This window comes from Bacillus sp. JHAA, from assembly GCF_036961585.1.
Lineage (GTDB): Bacteria > Bacillota > Bacilli > Bacillales > Bacillaceae > Bacillus > Bacillus velezensis.
Genome location: NZ_JBAMDE010000006.1, coordinates 47,290 through 62,826 on the forward strand (window position 1 = coordinate 47,290; position 15,537 = coordinate 62,826).

At 45.2% G+C, this 15,537-nt stretch carries 16 protein-coding genes; 9 read left to right on the forward strand and 7 right to left on the reverse strand.

Annotation, left to right across the window (positions count from 1 at the left end):
• Positions 1–3 precede the first annotated feature (3 nt).
• A complete protein-coding gene (locus V7728_RS14625) occupies positions 4–582 on the reverse strand; it encodes a LysE family translocator (protein WP_099567298.1) in 579 nt (192 codons plus the stop codon).
• 126 nt (positions 583–708) lie between these two features.
• Here V7728_RS14625 and V7728_RS14630 point away from each other — a divergent pair, with 126 nt between their 5' ends.
• The 3 genes from V7728_RS14630 to V7728_RS14640 all read left to right on the forward strand — a co-directional run bounded on the left by V7728_RS14630 (position 709) and on the right by V7728_RS14640 (position 3,535).
• Complete coding sequence (locus V7728_RS14630) at positions 709–1,587, forward strand: LysR family transcriptional regulator (RefSeq protein WP_043020847.1); 879 nt, start codon at positions 709–711, stop codon at positions 1,585–1,587.
• 170 nt (positions 1,588–1,757) lie between these two features.
• Complete coding sequence (locus V7728_RS14635) at positions 1,758–2,975, forward strand: MFS transporter (protein WP_099567245.1); 1,218 nt, start codon at positions 1,758–1,760, stop codon at positions 2,973–2,975.
• A gap of 50 nt (positions 2,976–3,025) precedes the next feature.
• Entirely contained in the window at positions 3,026–3,535 is a 510-nt protein-coding gene (locus tag V7728_RS14640) for a DinB family protein (RefSeq protein WP_012118912.1), read from the forward strand.
• Positions 3,536–3,612: 77 nt separating this feature from the next.
• Here V7728_RS14640 and V7728_RS14645 read toward each other — a convergent pair whose 3' ends face one another.
• The 5 genes from V7728_RS14645 to V7728_RS14665 all read right to left on the reverse strand — a co-directional run bounded on the left by V7728_RS14645 (position 3,613) and on the right by V7728_RS14665 (position 9,777).
• Positions 3,613–4,275, reverse strand: a complete 663-nt coding sequence (locus tag V7728_RS14645) for a GntR family transcriptional regulator (protein ID WP_007409865.1) — start codon at positions 4,273–4,275, stop codon at positions 3,613–3,615.
• Positions 4,276–4,354: 79 nt separating this feature from the next.
• On the reverse strand, positions 4,355–5,911 hold the full coding sequence (locus V7728_RS14650) for a glycoside hydrolase family 32 protein (RefSeq protein ID WP_099567297.1): 1,557 nt from the start codon (positions 5,909–5,911) through the stop codon (positions 4,355–4,357).
• A 61-nt stretch (positions 5,912–5,972) separates the two neighbouring features.
• Positions 5,973–7,394, reverse strand: a complete 1,422-nt coding sequence (locus V7728_RS14655; protein ID WP_012118909.1) for a glycoside hydrolase family 68 protein — start codon at positions 7,392–7,394, stop codon at positions 5,973–5,975.
• A 346-nt stretch (positions 7,395–7,740) separates the two neighbouring features.
• Entirely contained in the window at positions 7,741–8,658 is a 918-nt protein-coding gene (locus tag V7728_RS14660; RefSeq protein ID WP_282996349.1) for a DMT family transporter, read from the reverse strand.
• A 189-nt stretch (positions 8,659–8,847) separates the two neighbouring features.
• Positions 8,848–9,777, reverse strand: a complete 930-nt coding sequence (locus V7728_RS14665; RefSeq protein WP_004393053.1) for a manganese-dependent inorganic pyrophosphatase — start codon at positions 9,775–9,777, stop codon at positions 8,848–8,850.
• A gap of 206 nt (positions 9,778–9,983) precedes the next feature.
• Between V7728_RS14665 and V7728_RS14670 the strand changes: the two genes are divergently transcribed.
• Positions 9,984–10,355, forward strand: coding sequence for a winged helix-turn-helix transcriptional regulator (locus V7728_RS14670; protein ID WP_007615010.1), 372 nt, complete (start codon positions 9,984–9,986; stop codon positions 10,353–10,355).
• 36 nt (positions 10,356–10,391) lie between these two features.
• On the opposite strand, the gene V7728_RS14675 is transcribed toward V7728_RS14670, so the two are convergent.
• A complete protein-coding gene (locus V7728_RS14675) occupies positions 10,392–10,877 on the reverse strand; it encodes a spore coat protein (protein ID WP_099567244.1) in 486 nt (161 codons plus the stop codon).
• Positions 10,878–11,010: 133 nt separating this feature from the next.
• On the opposite strand from V7728_RS14675, the gene V7728_RS14680 reads away from it, so the two are divergent.
• The 5 genes from V7728_RS14680 (at position 11,011) to V7728_RS14700 (ending at position 15,503) form a co-directional block, all read left to right on the forward strand.
• Positions 11,011–11,163, forward strand: a complete 153-nt coding sequence (locus V7728_RS14680) for a hypothetical protein (protein WP_004393059.1) — start codon at positions 11,011–11,013, stop codon at positions 11,161–11,163.
• Positions 11,164–11,406: 243 nt separating this feature from the next.
• Positions 11,407–12,342 (forward strand): YybS family protein, encoded by a 936-nt coding sequence (locus V7728_RS14685; protein WP_099567243.1) that lies wholly within the window; start codon positions 11,407–11,409, stop codon positions 12,340–12,342.
• Between the two features lie 30 nt (positions 12,343–12,372).
• Complete coding sequence (locus tag V7728_RS14690) at positions 12,373–14,352, forward strand: DHH family phosphoesterase (RefSeq protein ID WP_007407911.1); 1,980 nt, start codon at positions 12,373–12,375, stop codon at positions 14,350–14,352.
• Positions 14,349–14,798, forward strand: coding sequence for a 50S ribosomal protein L9 (gene rplI / locus V7728_RS14695; protein WP_004393063.1), 450 nt, complete (start codon positions 14,349–14,351; stop codon positions 14,796–14,798). Before V7728_RS14690 ends, rplI begins: the two co-directional genes overlap by 4 nt.
• Before the next feature lie 6 nt (positions 14,799–14,804).
• On the forward strand, positions 14,805–15,503 hold the full coding sequence (locus V7728_RS14700; protein WP_025285575.1) for a kinase: 699 nt from the start codon (positions 14,805–14,807) through the stop codon (positions 15,501–15,503).
• Positions 15,504–15,537 lie beyond the last annotated feature (34 nt).

Sequence of the window (15,537 nt, forward strand, 5' to 3'; positions counted from 1 at the left end):
GAATTACAGATAAATGCTTACAGCAGAATAGATGAGCAGCAGACACATCAAGATGCGAAACGCTTTATCGTGTTTCTCAAAGAGATGTTTAAAAACAGAGCCGAATGCCGACCACAGCAGTAAAGCCGCCCAGCCCAGGAGAATAGCCGACGCGAGCCAGAACGCAATCAATGGATACGTGTGCTGAAATGGCAATATAAAAGCGCTCATTAAGGTTAAAAAGAATAAAATACTCTTTATATTGATCATTTGAAACAGAAATCCCGATAGAAAAGACGATCGGGTTTTTTCAGAATCGCCTTTTGATGTTTTGGGCAGCGAAATCTGCCAAGCCAAATAGAGCAAATAGACGGCTCCGGCAATTTTAAAGTAAGGTTCCACGACGGGAATCCAATGATAAACACTCATTGTGAACAGACCGCTGAGAATGCCGAGCACTGCAAATCCCGTCAGGATTCCGCCGTTAAAACGCCATGAACCGATAAAGCCGGCTCTGCGCGCTTCATTCATCATTAAAATATTGCTCGGCCCGGGCGTAATAGATGTCATCAGGACATAAGAAAGAAAAGCTATGATACTCATTAAATCACCTTCATTTGCTAATGTGATGGAACCGTTTTTTATTGTATGATAAGAATAGTTATAAATAAAATTGAAAAATAAAATCGCATTATTGATTTTTTCGATACATCTTAGAGGTGAATTCATATGGAGATCAGACATCTTATTACATTTCAGGCCATTGTAGATAAGGGAAGCTATACAGGGGCCGCGGCGAAGCTGGGATACACGCAGTCGACGATTACGACTCATATTCAGGCGCTTGAACAGGAGATCGGCGGCGCATTATTTACGTACGAAAAAAGGCGTCTGAAACTGACGCCTTTAGGGAGAGAGCTGATACCGTTAGCCGAGGATTTACTTTCCGCCCATGACAAGATCAAAAATATGCAAAGCATTCACGAGGTGAAGGGCGTTTTAAAAATTGCGGCGCCGGAGTCTTTGACCATTTCCAGACTGGGGCCGATTATCAGAGAATATTCCATGAAGTATCCGAACGTCAATATCATATTGAGCAACGGAACATGCGGGCAGAATCAGGTGGAATTAGTAAGCGGCCGCGTGGATATTGCATTTATGGTGTATCCGGAGATACAAATGGAAAAATGCATACATCATTCTTTATTGGAGGAACGCATCGTCCTCGTGGCGGGCAATGACGCCCCGGAACATTTTGACGACTATCAACAAAGCGGCAAGCACTTTTTTATTACAAATGAAGAAGGATGCAGCTATCGGACTATGTTTGAACGATTTCTCGTCAAACATGATATCAGTCATTTACAAACAATGGAACTTTGGAGTATAGAGGCCATTAAGCAGACGGTGATGAGCGGACTCGGTTTCTCCGTTTTACCTTATATTACGGTAAAAGAAGAGGTAAAAGCGGGGAAGCTGAAAATTCTTCAGCAGTCTGAGCCGTTCGAGCGGCTTTATTCTCATATGCTGGTCAAAAAGAAAAAATGGCAGCTTCCGGCCGCTGAAGCTTTTGTGTCGCTTGTTCTTGAGTCGTTTGGTGATAAATAATGTTTAGGTTAATTTGAAAGCCGATGCCTGCGCGCATCGGCTTTTGTTTTTGTCCGGAATCTTAATGACATTTTCGATGTCAGCCAGCTTTGACTCCATACCTACCTTTTTTAAAAAAAGAGAGCTGATCAGCAAATATGGTATGATTTACATAATCAGGGAGTGAGAAGATGAATATGAAGAGGGCATATTACGCTATTTTATACAGCCAGACCGCTATCAACTTGGGGTTCTCACTTTATACGATGGCTGTCATCTTGTTTTTGTTTACAAAAACCGGTTCGACGGCGATGGCCTCTCTTATGACGTTCGTCAGCATTGTATGTCGCGTATTGGGCAGCGCCGTTTTGCCGCTGGTCACCGGCCGGTTCACGCTTCGGTCTTTGTTAATCGGTTCTCAATTGATTCAGATCACACTGTTAGTCTGTTTGTTTTTTGTCATCCAAACCGGTTCATCCGCATTCTTTTTTCTGATGTTTTGTCTGATCGGAGGCATTTCTTTTTGCAACGGATGGTTTGCTCCGATAAAAAGCGCGCTGATTGGGGAAATCATTCCTCCTGATCGAAGGGCGAAAGCGAACGGTTTATTATCTGCGGCGGATCAGACCGTTCAGTTTGCGGGGTGGTCTCTCGGCGGCGTCATCATAGCGTTCTTGGGAGAGAGCGATACAATGATCGTCACTGTCATGTTATTGGTTTCTTCGGTTTTGGGCATCATTCTGTTTCTTCAAGTACGCATGTGTGCGCCGGCAGCAGTCAGGGAACGTTCCCTTTTTGCAGATGCGGCAAGCGGCTGGGTGTATTTATTTCGGCAAAAGCAGCTGAGGGTTCTCATTGTGATGGATGTGATCGAATCGTGGGCAGGCATGATATGGATCGGGTCTGTGTCCTTGACTTATGTGCATGACGTCCTTCATAAAGGAGAGGCTTGGTGGGGGTATGTCAACGGAGTCTATTATGCAGGGACGATGATCGGCGGACTGATCATCTATAAGTTATCCGGTCAGTTTCAGCATCATCTCATTCCGCTTATGCTGACGGGAGCCTTGGCATATGGAATGTTCACGTTTATTTATGGGTTGATCACAAGTGCCGTTACGGCCCTTTTTCTGGTGCTGTGTATGGGGCCGGCTTGTGTATTACGAGATCTCGCGCAGGAAACATTGCTTCAAAACATCACGACCGAGAAGACACGGGTCAATATATTAGCGGCGAGATCAGCTTTAGTTCAGTTTATTTTTATGTTTTCCATTATCGGAACGGGGGTCATCTCGGATGTATTCGGCGTGCGGTTTATTTATATTGGCGCAGGCCTCCTCTTATTAATTTCGGCTTTTATCGGATTTTCTCAGCTGCGAATGAAGAAGATGGTACAAAGCCGCATGTAGTGTAGTATAATGAGGAACGTACGTTCTATATCGAGAGAGGAGAGGGTAATGTGGGACATCTGGCACTGCAATTGTATGATTATCATCTTTGGGCAAATCAGCAAATATTCACCCGGCTTAAAGAGCTTCCGGAGGATGTGTACCGTAAGGAGATTCAAAGTGTCTTTCCGTCGATAGCCGGTGTATTGACTCATGTGTATCTGTCGGATAAGGGGTGGTTTGATGTGTTCTCCGGAGAGCGTCTGGAGGATACGCTGAAATCAGCTGAACAGCAAAAAGAGGACATCTTGTCTAAAGAGATAGAAGAGCTGGAAGATATGTTTTTGGAATTATCAGATCGATATCAATTATTTTTGCAAAAGGAAGAAAATATCAGTCTCCCCCTTGAAATAGAGCATCCGTCAGGAGACATCATGAAAACCGCAGCGGCCGATATGATCCTCCATGTTGTGAACCACGGAACGTATCATCGCGGGAATATAACAGCCATGCTCAGACAGATGGGGTATGCTTCTGTGCCGACGGATTACGGTATGTATTTATATATAAACAAAAAGTAAACAAGACAGCCAACGCGGCTGTCTTGTGATATCCGTAAAACAGCCAAATCATATGAGTGATTTGGCTGTTTCGTTTGCTATGCCATGTTCTGCAGCCGTTCTAAACTGTTTTTCCAATTCGCTTCAAGCGCTGTAAAAGCAGCGGCGGCATCTTGCTGTTCTAATGCGTGAATGATATCAGAGTGTTCATTATATGATCTGTTTAAAGCGCCGTTTTCACTGAAATAGCGGATTTCCATTCTCTGAATTTTGACTTTCAGGCTTACAAGCAATTTGTGAAGTTCGGCGTTGTCCGCAAGCAGAATGATGCGATGGTGAAATGCATTGTCCGCTTCCAGGATGGCCAGTTTATCGCCGTCTTTCATTGTTTGAAGAAGATTTTCATTCAGCTGTTTCAATTCCTGAATCACGGCATCGTCCACATGCGGGAGAGCTTGCTGCAATGCGAGTTTTTCAAGCGTCCAGACGATGGAATACAAGTTTTCCGCTTCTTTTAACTCAATCGGAGCGACAAGCGTCCATCTGTTCGCTTTTGTTATCACCAAGCCGTCATCTTCCAGCCGCAATAAGGCTTCCCGTATCGGGGTGCGGCTGATTCCCAATGTTTCCGACAAATCCTTGTCCTTTAACTTTGTTTCCGGTTTGAGCTTGCCCGTTATGATCCAGTTTCTGAGTGTGCGATACACTTCGTCCCGCATGATGGTTCTTTTCAGCACAGGTTCTTTGTTTTGATTATCCAATGGAACACCTCATGAATCGTAGTATACATATTTGCATTTTACCACAGTCCGGGCGCTGGTTAGAAATGAAGAGGGACGTCTAAGAATGAATCGAACCGAGATGCTTCATCTCAATATGCTGAAAGTCAGCGGAGCCGCCTTCAGAAAAGAGCGTGATTCCCTGATCTTCGTGTTTTGGGAACACTTCATTTGTCAAAACGGTTTTTCCGTCGTCTGCAAATACTTCAATACTTGTTTTGTCTACGAGAATTTTCAGATGGACGCGCCCTTTGTTTCCGTCAAATGGGGCTTTGCTTTCGGCGTATGCACCGGTTTTATCAGGCTGGTCTGTAAACGATCTGTTCACATAGGCATAGCCGTCTTCTGCCGAAATACCGACATCAATATGCCGACTTTGGTCTGCTGATTCTCTGAGTCTGACGCCTGCATTTTTGATATCTGACCAAGCGATATCCATATCAAGCTGATATGTATCACCTGTGATCGGCAGTGTCTCTGAACCGTTCACCTGTTTGTGTTCTATGCTGTCAGTTGAAGAGGTTAATTGGTTCAATGCTTCAACCGGCTCTGACACTAGGCTGTATGTGCCGCCTTCCTGCTGCTGAAGGCGGATTTCACGGACGATAGAATCCGTGCCGTTAAAGCCGTTTTTTAGTGTCGGTGTTTCATTCGGATAATCCCAGTTGTTCATCCATGCCAGCGCATAGCGTTTTGTCAGAGGATCTTCGCTATTACCGTCCTCAAATGTGACGCCGCCGTACCAGTCAAAGCCGTAATCGAGCCATTGCGGTTCTTCTTGATCGGCGGTAAATTCCTTCCCGTCAAAGTTTCCGGTCCAATACGCGTACGTATTCGGTTTGCCTGCGGGTTTGCCGTTTGCGCTTGCGCCCAGAACCCACTTGGCTGTTCCGTCATCTGCACGCATCATATAAAGGTCGGGGCATTCGACGAGGCCGATCTGCTGAGTGATAAAACCGCCCGTGTATTTCCAATTTTTTAAATCGGGTGATTCATAAAAACCGATTTTTTCGCCTTCGGCCATGGCCATCACCCATTTGTCATCCTGTTCATCCCAGATCACTTTCGGGTCCCGGAAATCCTTAGTTCCCGGATTTTTCATCACGGGCTGATCACTATAGGAAGTAAACGTTTTTCCTTTGTCCGTGCTGTACCATAAATATTGTTCCTGGGCTTTTGTTTTGGCTGTCGGCTGCGTTGTGACGGCGACCAGCGCGTTTTTGCCGAAGCCCGCGGTGTTGTGTTTATCAATGACGACAGAGCCGGACCATATATCGCCGTTTTCGTTGGTGTATTTCGGAATAGCCGTGCCTTCGTCCGTCCAGTGCACCAAGTCCTCTGATACGGCGTGCCGCCATTCTGTGCCGTTGCCGTTCGGGTAATCCCGATTATAAAGATAGTAGTAATGATATTTCCCCTCGAAAAAAATGGGCTTTTGAGGGTCGTTTTTCCATTTGTCCGGGGTCGTAAAATGATACGCCGCCCGGTAATCCTTCTTATGCTCCGTGTTTGTGTCAGAGGAATTGTGGCTTTTGTTCGGCAGTAAGCCGACAAACAGGAACGCACCCAAAAAGATCAATATTACAACGGGCCATTTTCGTGCCATGATTGAGTTCACCATCTTGTTGAGAAATAAAAGAAAATGCCAATGAAGTATCGGCATTTTCTTTTTGTTGTTATTAGTTGTTAACCGTAAGCTGTCCTTGTTCAAGGATGCTGTTTTTAACAACGGATGTTTTCTTGCCTTTGATGTTCATTAAGAAGCTTGGCGCAAATGTTGCCTTTTTATCCTCAAAGAAGCCTCTGTTTGTCATGTAGCTTGTGATCACGACATTGTTGCCTTTGGCTTGCGGCACTGCGAAGTGAGAGTAAGTGAACGTTACATCGTTAGGATCAAGACCCATTTGCAGTACAAGACCAGTTTTGTTCAGCGGCTTGTAAGGACCTGTTAAAGAGTTTGATACATAACCAAGCATGTAGATATCGTTGGAGTTAATACCGTCGATCGTCATTTTTGAACCGCGTGAATCAGTGAACAGGTACCATTTGCCGTTCATTTTGAAAACATTCGCGCGCTCGATTTCATCAGTTACCGTGTTTGAAGTGATCAGCGGCTTCATGACTTTTTTCAATGTGTAGTCATCGTTTAACTCTACCATACCGAGGGCGCCGTTCGCTAATTCAGCATCGCGTTTTTTAGCACTTTGCTGAAGCTTCTGACTTTCTTTACGGAAGAAGTTTGTGCTGCCGCCGTAGTACGCTTTGTTAAATAAAGATTCTTCGCCTTGGTATCCGTTATCTGTTCCAGTGTTGGCTTCGAATACAAGGTATTTATGGCCTTTGTCTTCAACGTAGTGAGGGTCTCTCAGCGTATGGTTGTCGCCGGATGTATAGTTCCCTTCATCGATAAACTGCTGAACGTTTTGATATGTTTTTCCGTCACCGTCAAAAATCGTTTTATGATCTTCCACTCCGTTGATCTTGAGCGTGTCATCAGATTTTGACACATTTACCTGCGCCGTTGTCAGGCTTTGTTTGCCGTAATGTGTACCGGAAAAGTCAGTGTAGAATAAACGGATTTTCCCGTCAGATGTAAAGGTTGCAGAACCGGACCATTCTTGTGTCTGTTCTTTCAGGATTTCATCGTTGGCGTCGAACTTATCGCTGTCTTTAAAGACACGGCCCGCGTTTTTCCAGCTGTCGATCGAGTTGTCGCCGACTTTTTGATAAAACATGTAGATGGATGTGTCATCAGCGTCTTTCGGGCTTCCGGCAAGAGCAAACACGACGTGATAGCCGTTGTATTCAGCTACTGTTCCGTCAGCGTTTTGGAGCGGCCAGCTGTCCCACACATCCAGTCCTTTTGCGGACTCGATATTTTTAATTGTTGATTGGTCGAATTGAGGCACTTGGTATTTTTCACTTTGCTGCTGTTTAGGGATCTGCAGCATATCATGGCGTGTGATGTGAGAGACGCCGTACGTTTCTTTGTAAGGTTTTTGGGTATTTTCTTTCGCGAAGGCTTGAGTCGCTCCCCCTGCCAGAAGTGCAGTCGTAAAAGTTAGAACTGTGGCTCGTTTTGCAAATTTTTTGATGTTCATGTTCATGTCTCCTTTTGTATGTACCTTTTTTGCGATCTGCCGATTCGATCCTCCTGCATTCATGGATGGCAGGTTTGTTACAGAAAAAAAGACCTAAAATATGTATGGGGTGACGCCAAAGAATACACTTTGCCCTTAACACATTTTAGGTCTTGCCTGCTTTATCAGTAACAATCCTGCATGATTTACTTGTCGACATCATTCTATTAGACTCTGATTCTATTGACAACTGGTCTATTTTCCTCTTTTGGATGATAGTAAAATGAAAAAAGGCCTTTTAATATATGGGTAATTGAGACTAAGGGGTGCTCTGGGCCTAGGAAAAAACCTCTCTAAAAAAGAGAGGTTATTTTTTCTTGATAGATAATAAAGCGATGGTAGCTAAAATCAGCAAAGTACCCAGCCATTCTGATATTCCGAAGGGAACATGCAGCCAGATCACAGCTAAAAAAGCTGCCGACAGCGGCTCTGCACAGGCGAGCAGGCTGGTTTCAGAGGCACTCAGATATTTCAGGCTTTCCAAGTAGCAATAAAAAGCGATGAGCGTTCCGAAAATGATGATAAACACGATCGCGGCATATGCAGGAAAGGACCACTCGCCTTCAAATTTCCAGGGCGGGCGGATCAAGCTGAGGGCGGCTCCGCCGATCAGCATGCCCCATCCGACAATAATGGCCGATCCCCATTTCTTCAGCAGACGATGCGGCTGAAGGGTGTAAAACGCCAGTGCAAACGCCGAACTGATGCCCCAAAAGACGGCCAGACCGGATATGGACAGGCTTCCGACATTCCCGTGCGTGACCAAAATGAATGTGCCGGCAACCGCCAATAAGACGGCGAGCAGCTCTTTTGCTGAAGGAATTCTCTTTGCGCGAATCGCTAAAAAGCATGTAATGATCGCTGGCCCTAAATACTGAAGAACGGTAGCAGTTGCCGCGTTGCCGTACTCAATTGCCGCGAAGTAGGTGTATTGAACGCCTAACATTCCGAAAATCCCGAATAAAAGAAGGGGAATTCTGTCCCGTCTGTCTTTCCAAACAGCCCATATCCGTCCTTTTTCTTTGCGGTACGCGATGCCGAGCAGAAGCGCCCCTGACACCAGAAGGCGCACCGAAGTCAGCCATTCTGTATTAAAATGGCGGTGCTGGAACAGATACTGGGCAACCGTTCCCGAGACCCCCCATAAGATAGCTCCTGTCAGCACAAGCCAAATGCCTGTTGTTCGTGAATAAGAAAGAGCAGCGTGTTTTTCCAGGATAGACACCCCCGATTCTGATGTTGTGATGCTAACTTACAATAATTAGGAAATCGAACGTCTTCCATGTGATATATTATATATTGTATATTTTATATTAAATTCCGTCAAAATAATTTTCGGAGAAAGCGCTTACGAAACGCCGTCTGATGATTGAGCAATAAAAAAACACCCCGGCTGGTTTCCGGGGTGTGTTGATTATTCTGCAATCGCGTCTGTTAAAACAGGAACGACTTGTTTCTTTCTGGATACGACGCCTTTTAAAAGAGCCGTGTTGTTTTCTAAAGTCACGTTGAATGCTTTTTCCACTTTTGACGCTTGATCACCGATGGCAAGCGCAAGGGAATCGTTTTCCAGAATATCCGTAATCACGAGAAGGAACAGGTCAAGGTTCTTCTCAGCAATTACTTTTGAAAGAGCCGCTTCTAATTCCGGCTGCCGCTTTTTAACATCTTCAATATCAACTGTGTTGACTTGGGCGATTTCGACTTTTTTGCTGCCGAGCGTGAACTCTTTCGCATCAAGAGAAATCAGTTCTTCCACAGTTTTTTTGCTTAAGTCGGCGCCCGCTTTCAGCATGTTTAAGCCGTACTCTTCCGCATCTACGCCGGCAATTTCAGCGAGCTCTTTTGCCGCTGCGATATCTTGCTCCGTGCAAGTCGGAGATTTAAATAACAGAGAGTCGGAAATGATTGCTGACAGCATGAGGCCCGCAATTTCTTTCTCGATTTTCACGTTATTTTCTTTGTACATTTTGTTTAAGATCGTAGCCGTACAGCCGACCGGCTCAGCACGGTAGTAAAGAGGTTCCGCTGTTTCGAAGTTGGCGATACGGTGGTGGTCGATAACTTCAAGAACCTGAACGTCTTCGATATCCTTGATGCTTTGCTGGCGTTCATTGTGGTCAACAAGGATGACGCCGTTTACTTCGTTTGCGGCTGTTTCCACCAAACGCGGGCTTTCCTGCTTGAAATAATCAAGCGCGTATTGTGTTTCGCCGTTGACTTGTCCGAGGCGGACGGGCTCAGCATTGAAGCCGAGTTTATTTTTTAGATCAGCGTAGGCAATGGCAGAGCAAATGGTATCTGTGTCTGGGTTTTGATGTCCGAAAATAAGAATTTTTTCCATAATAACTCCTTGTCCTTTTTTGTAGTGTAAACAATCTTTTTATAGTTTAACACGTCTTGAGGAGGGTGTAATCTTCAAAACCTTAAAAATTGATGTGAAAAAGAAGCATTTTTGTTGAGAGGTGGAGAGGATTGCGAGTAAAATACTGGGTAAGTCAGATGCTAATCAGCATATAGTATCAAAAAAGGTACTATGGAGGATGAAAAATGAACATATATCCGAATAAAGAAGGTTGTCCGGTTGAACTGACGCTTTCCGTTATCGGAGGAAAGTGGAAGGGTATTTTGTTTTATCATATGATCGGCGGAAAAAAGCGGTTTAATGAGTTTCGGCGCATTTGCCCCAGCATTACGCAGCGTATGCTGACGCTTCAGCTTCGCGAGCTTGAGGCGGACGGCATCGTGCATCGCGAGGTATATCAGCAGGTGCCTCCAAAGGTGGAGTATTCTCTTACCGAATTCGGCAGGTCGCTGGAACCGATCGTTTTGCAAATGAAGAAATGGGGAGATGCCAACCGGGAGTTTCTCGAGGCATACCGGGAAAAAACGTCTCCTCAAGATCAGTCCGCTCAAAAATAAGAAGCAGCAAAGGATTAAATTCCTTGCTGCTTTTTTTTATTTCATCGCGATGGCTTTTCTGGCGTTGCGCACATCATTTTTCAGCAATTCGCTCAGGTTGTAAGCCGGATATTGACCGCGTTCTTCCATATACTCAAAGACCATTTGGTGCCACTTGATGGCCGCGTTTAAGTGCTTGACGAAGACGTGTCTTAATTGAGGTGTGGCCGTCTCTGTAATGGCTCCGGCATAATTGCGGACAGATGTTTTGGCCAGAATGAGCAGGCCGCCGCTGTAAAAGGAGGAATCAGAGCGCTCTTCTGTTTCATCCTCACGAAAGGCGGGAGCTTCAGGGAAGAAAGGAAGCAGTTCACGCAGATTTTGTTCCAGCGAATGGATGGAAAATCTGTAAAGCTGTTTTAATCTGGCATCGCTTACGTCCCGCTCTGTTCTTTTTAATTTCACAAGTCCGTTTGCCTGGAAAGCCACTAACTCATGCAGTTCTAACGTTTCATGCCATGCTAATGTTCTCCGCTCAGTCATGGTGTAAGAATCTCCTTTATCCTTCATTTTCACTTTCAGCATATGCCCCGGTCCCGATGTTGTTCCTGATGTTTTGAAGTTTCCAGAAAGGGAAACTCAATGTAAAGGAAATACGAAATAGAGGTGAAACTATATGTGGGACATGATAAAGAACTTCTTCCTTTTCAGCAGCGGGGTTTTGCAGGCGACCACTCTCTTACTTATCGTTATCGTCTTGTTATATGTACGAAAAACCAAAAAGAAAAACAGAGATACTTCTGGTTTCATGGATGATCAGGATCACTGATACAACGGGCATTCTTTCACTGGGATGTCCGTTTGTCTGTTTTCATGTTTCACATGGAACATTGCGGCTGTCCGCGCTCATTTTACTTGCGATTTCGACTTATGTTAAAATATATACGTGTATTTTGGAGAGTTTATGGAAAATTCAGGTCTTGAAAGAGACATTGCGGCGTCAAAAGAGCAGTCGTCTAAGCTGCTCTTTTCTATTCGTATGTTCGAATGATACAAGGTTTGAGGTGAGTAAGTGAAAAATACAAGGGCTCTAATAGAAGGCGCCATTTTGATCAGTATTTTTGCAATCATTTCCCTTTTGGTCGTGTACCTCCCTTTACTGGGGGCAATTCTTTTCTTTGCTTTGCCGCTGCCGATCATTCTTTACACCATTCGGCACGGTCTGAAGCCCGGGGTATGGATGGGGCTTGCCAGCCTTCCTGTCAGCTTTGTTGTAAGTTCGTTTACCGGGCTTACAGGCGCTTTTACGGCGGCCTGTACGGGAATCGCCATGGGATATTATTTTAAAAAGAAACAGCCCGGCTATGCGGTTGCTGCCGGCGCTATGGCGTATGTGCTGTGCGGCGTCGTTTTTTTTGTGGTCAGCATCGTGTTTCTTAATATGAATGTGGTTGATACCACCATGTCCCAGCTTCGGGAGTCGCTGTCTGTGGCTGATACCATGTCAAAGCAGCTCGGTTATGGAGACCAGTTCGGGAAGCAGATCAAGCTGATGGAAAGTCAGCTGAGCACGGTTCAACATCTTTTTCCGACAGTGCTCGTATTGACCGGCATCGTTTTTTCTTTCCTCAGTTATGCTATGGCAAGGCCGCTTTTACGGCGATTTTCCCCTGATCTTCCGAAGATGAAGCCTTTTAGAGAGCTCAAACTCCCGCAAAGCGTTGTCATTCTGTATTTTATTGTGACGATATTAGGGTTTCTGCCTTTAGAAAAAGGGCATATGCTGTATTCGGTTTCATTGAATGGGGGATTTATTCTCAGCTTGCTGATTTGTATTCAAGGATTAGCGTTTATTTTTTTCTATTGCCGCGAAATGGAGATGCCGAAAGCCGTTCCTGTATTAGCAATTGTGCTGGGGGTGCTTTTTCCGCTCATCTTGTCCGTGTATCTCCTCTTAGGCATCATTGACATAGGCTTTAACATAAGAAATAAGGTGACGCGAAATTGAGTGTGACTTACAGGTGGGGAGTTGATAGAAATGCCTAGTTTTTATGAAAAACCGTTGTTTCGGTATCCCATCTATGCATTGATTGCATTGTCAATCATCATAATTCTCATCAGCATTTACTTTAACTGGCTGATAGGAGCCATCGGCGTTGTGCTGCTCGCCGTGATCTTGTTTTTCATTAAGCGTGCGGATTCTCTGATCAGAAAAGAAATTGACGATTATATCTCCACGTTATCGTATAGATTGAAAAAAGTAGGCGAAGAGGCATTAATGGAAATGCCTATCGGGATTATGCTGTTTAATGATCAATATTACATTGAGTGGGCGAATCCGTTTTTGTCTTCCTGTTTTAATGAAAGCACGCTCGTCGGACGGTCGCTGTATGACACATGCGAGGCCGTCGTGCCGCTGATCAAGCAGGAGGTCGATTCGGAAACGATCACCTTGAATGAGCGGAAGTTTAAAGTAGTGATTAAAAGAGATGAGCGCCTGCTTTATTTCTTTGATGTGACAGAACAGATTCAGATTGAAAAGCAGTACGAAAATGAGAGAACCGTGCTGGCATATATCTTCTTAGATAACTATGATGACGTCACACAGGGGCTGGATGACCAAACGAGAAGTACGATGAACAGCCAGGTCACCTCATTATTAAATGCGTGGGCGCAGGAGTACGGCATTTTCCTGAAACGGACGTCCTCGGAGCGGTTTATCGCGGTGTTAAATGAACACATTTTAACGGAGCTTGAAAACGCGAAATTTTCGATTTTGGATGAAATCCGAGAAAAAACATCCGTTCACACTGTATCTTTGACCCTCAGCATCGGGATCGGCGCATCGGTTTCTTCCTTGAAGGAGCTTGGAGATCTGGCGCAGTCCAGCCTCGATTTGGCTCTCGGCCGCGGAGGCGACCAAGTGGCGATCAAAATGCCGAACGGCAAGGTGAAATTTTACGGCGGCAAAACGAATCCGATGGAGAAGCGCACAAGGGTGCGCGCCCGGGTGATTTCCCACGCGCTCAAGGAAATTGTCTCAGAAAGCAGCAATGTCATTATCATGGGGCACAAATTTCCTGATATGGACGCAGTCGGAGCCGCAATCGGAATATTGAAGGTGGCGCAGGCCAACGGCAAAGAAGGCTACATCGTCATTGATCCGAACCAGATCGGATCAAGCGTTCAGCGTCTGATTGAAGAAATTAAAAAATATGAAGAGCTGTGGTCGCGGTTCATCACGCCGGAAGAGGCGATGGAAATTTCAAATGATGACACGCTGCTTGTCGTCGTTGATACACATAAACCGTCCCTTGTGATGGAAGAGCGTCTCGTGAACAAAATCGAGCACATCGTTGTGATTGACCACCACCGCAGAGGCGAGGAATTTATTAAAGACCCGCTGCTCGTTTATATGGAGCCATACGCTTCATCCACCGCAGAACTCGTGACGGAGCTGCTTGAATACCAGCCGAAGCGGCTCAAAATCAATATGATTGAAGCGACGGCCCTGTTAGCTGGTATAATAGTGGATACGAAGAGTTTTTCCCTTCGCACGGGCTCGCGGACGTTCGACGCCGCTTCTTATTTGAGAGCGAAAGGCGCAGATACGGTTCTGGTGCAGAAAGTTCTCAAAGAATCCGTCGGTTCTTATATCAAGCGGGCGAAACTGATCCAGCATACGTCTCTTTATAAAGAACATATCGCGATTGCTTCTCTTCCTGAGAACGAAGAGGAGTACTTTGACCAGGTGCTGATTGCGCAGGCGGCTGATTCCCTCTTATCGATGAGTGAAGTGGAAGCTTCATTTGCGGTAGCCAGACGGGATGAGCATACGGTGTGCATCAGTGCGAGATCGCTGGGCGAGGTCAATGTGCAGATTATTATGGAGGCGCTGGATGGCGGAGGGCATTTAACCAATGCGGCAACCCAGTTATCGGGCATTTCTGTCTCAGAAGCGCTCGTCCGGCTGAAGGAAGCCATTGATGAATATTTTGAGGGAGGCGTTCAGAGATGAAGGTTATTTTCTTACAAGATGTAAAAGGTAAAGGAAAAAAAGGCGAAATGAAAAACGTAGCAGACGGTTATGCACATAACTTTCTCATTAAAAAAGGCCTCGCTGTCGAAGCAAATGCGACGAACATCAGCGCATTGAAAGGACAGAAAGAAAAAGAGAAAAAAGAAGCGATTGCCGAGCTTGAAAGAGCGAAAGATTTGAAAGAAACGCTTGAACAGCTGACTGTTGAGCTGAGTGCCAAATCCGGTGAAGGCGGCCGTCTATTCGGATCTGTCACAAGCAAACAGATTGCAGAAGCGCTGCAAAAAACGCATAAGATTAAAGTGGATAAACGGAAACTGGAGCTCCAAGACGGTATCCGTACACTGGGATATACAAACGTTCCTGTAAAGCTGCACCCTGAAGTTCAGGCTGTGCTGAAGGTTCACGTAAAAGAAGAAGCGTAAAATACAATGAAAAACCCGCCGATCCGGCGGGTTTTTTTCATGTCAGCAGACGGCGCAGCGCAAGAAAATGATGAGATTGTTTCATTTCCGATCGTTACCAGATTGCATATTATATTACATCATAACGAAGGATGTGTCGGTATGAAACGATTTTTTTCTGAAACATATTTTAATCATCCGGAGAATAAAAAGGCGCTGGAGCACTATCCGCTGATCGGTGACGGAAAAGACGGGGAAGTCTATCGTTTAACACACAACAAATGCGTAAAGTACTTCTTTGAAAAAGAGACATGCAAGAAGGAATTGGCAGCTTTAAAGACCGGACAAGGTTCCCCGGTGATTCCAAGACTGTATGAATACGGAGATCGTTATATTGTGATGGAATATGTCCAAGGCACCTCTCTTGCCCGCCATATCAAACAAGAAAAATCCCTGTCCGTCAAACTGACTGCTGATATTTTAAATATGCTGGATGAATTAAAGAAAATCGGTTTTACCAGATGGGATGCCGAAATCAGGCACATTCTGATCAATGAATACGGCAATCTTAAAGTCATCGACCATAAAAGAGCTTTTTCCGCCATTACCCGGTTTCCCGTAAAACTATTAAAAGGACTGGACAAATACGGCTTGGCGGATGAGTTTTTGAACACTATAAAAAAATTAAATCCGTCACGTTACCTGGAATGGCAGCCGCACATGTAAGTTTCTGAAAATCCGCACATGTAAGTTTCCTTTT

Bases quoted from the DNA above. Each gene is read 5' to 3' on its own strand.
- V7728_RS14625 (WP_099567298.1), bottom strand. From the start codon at position 582: ATGAGTATCATAGCTTTTCTTTCTTATGTCCTGATGACATCTATTACG.
- V7728_RS14630 (WP_043020847.1), top strand. From the start codon at position 709: ATGGAGATCAGACATCTTATTACATTTCAGGCCATTGTAGATAAGGGA.
- V7728_RS14635 (WP_099567245.1), top strand. From the start codon at position 1,758: ATGAATATGAAGAGGGCATATTACGCTATTTTATACAGCCAGACCGCT.
- V7728_RS14655 (WP_012118909.1), bottom strand. From the start codon at position 7,394: ATGAACATCAAAAAATTTGCAAAACGAGCCACAGTTCTAACTTTTACG.
- V7728_RS14665 (WP_004393053.1), bottom strand. From the start codon at position 9,777: ATGGAAAAAATTCTTATTTTCGGACATCAAAACCCAGACACAGATACC.
- V7728_RS14670 (WP_007615010.1), top strand. From the start codon at position 9,984: ATGAACATATATCCGAATAAAGAAGGTTGTCCGGTTGAACTGACGCTT.
- V7728_RS14675 (WP_099567244.1), bottom strand. From the start codon at position 10,877: ATGACTGAGCGGAGAACATTAGCATGGCATGAAACGTTAGAACTGCAT.
- V7728_RS14680 (WP_004393059.1), top strand. From the start codon at position 11,011: ATGTGGGACATGATAAAGAACTTCTTCCTTTTCAGCAGCGGGGTTTTG.
- V7728_RS14690 (WP_007407911.1), top strand. From the start codon at position 12,373: ATGCCTAGTTTTTATGAAAAACCGTTGTTTCGGTATCCCATCTATGCA.
- rplI (WP_004393063.1), top strand. From the start codon at position 14,349: ATGAAGGTTATTTTCTTACAAGATGTAAAAGGTAAAGGAAAAAAAGGC.
- V7728_RS14700 (WP_025285575.1), top strand. From the start codon at position 14,805: ATGAAAAACCCGCCGATCCGGCGGGTTTTTTTCATGTCAGCAGACGGC.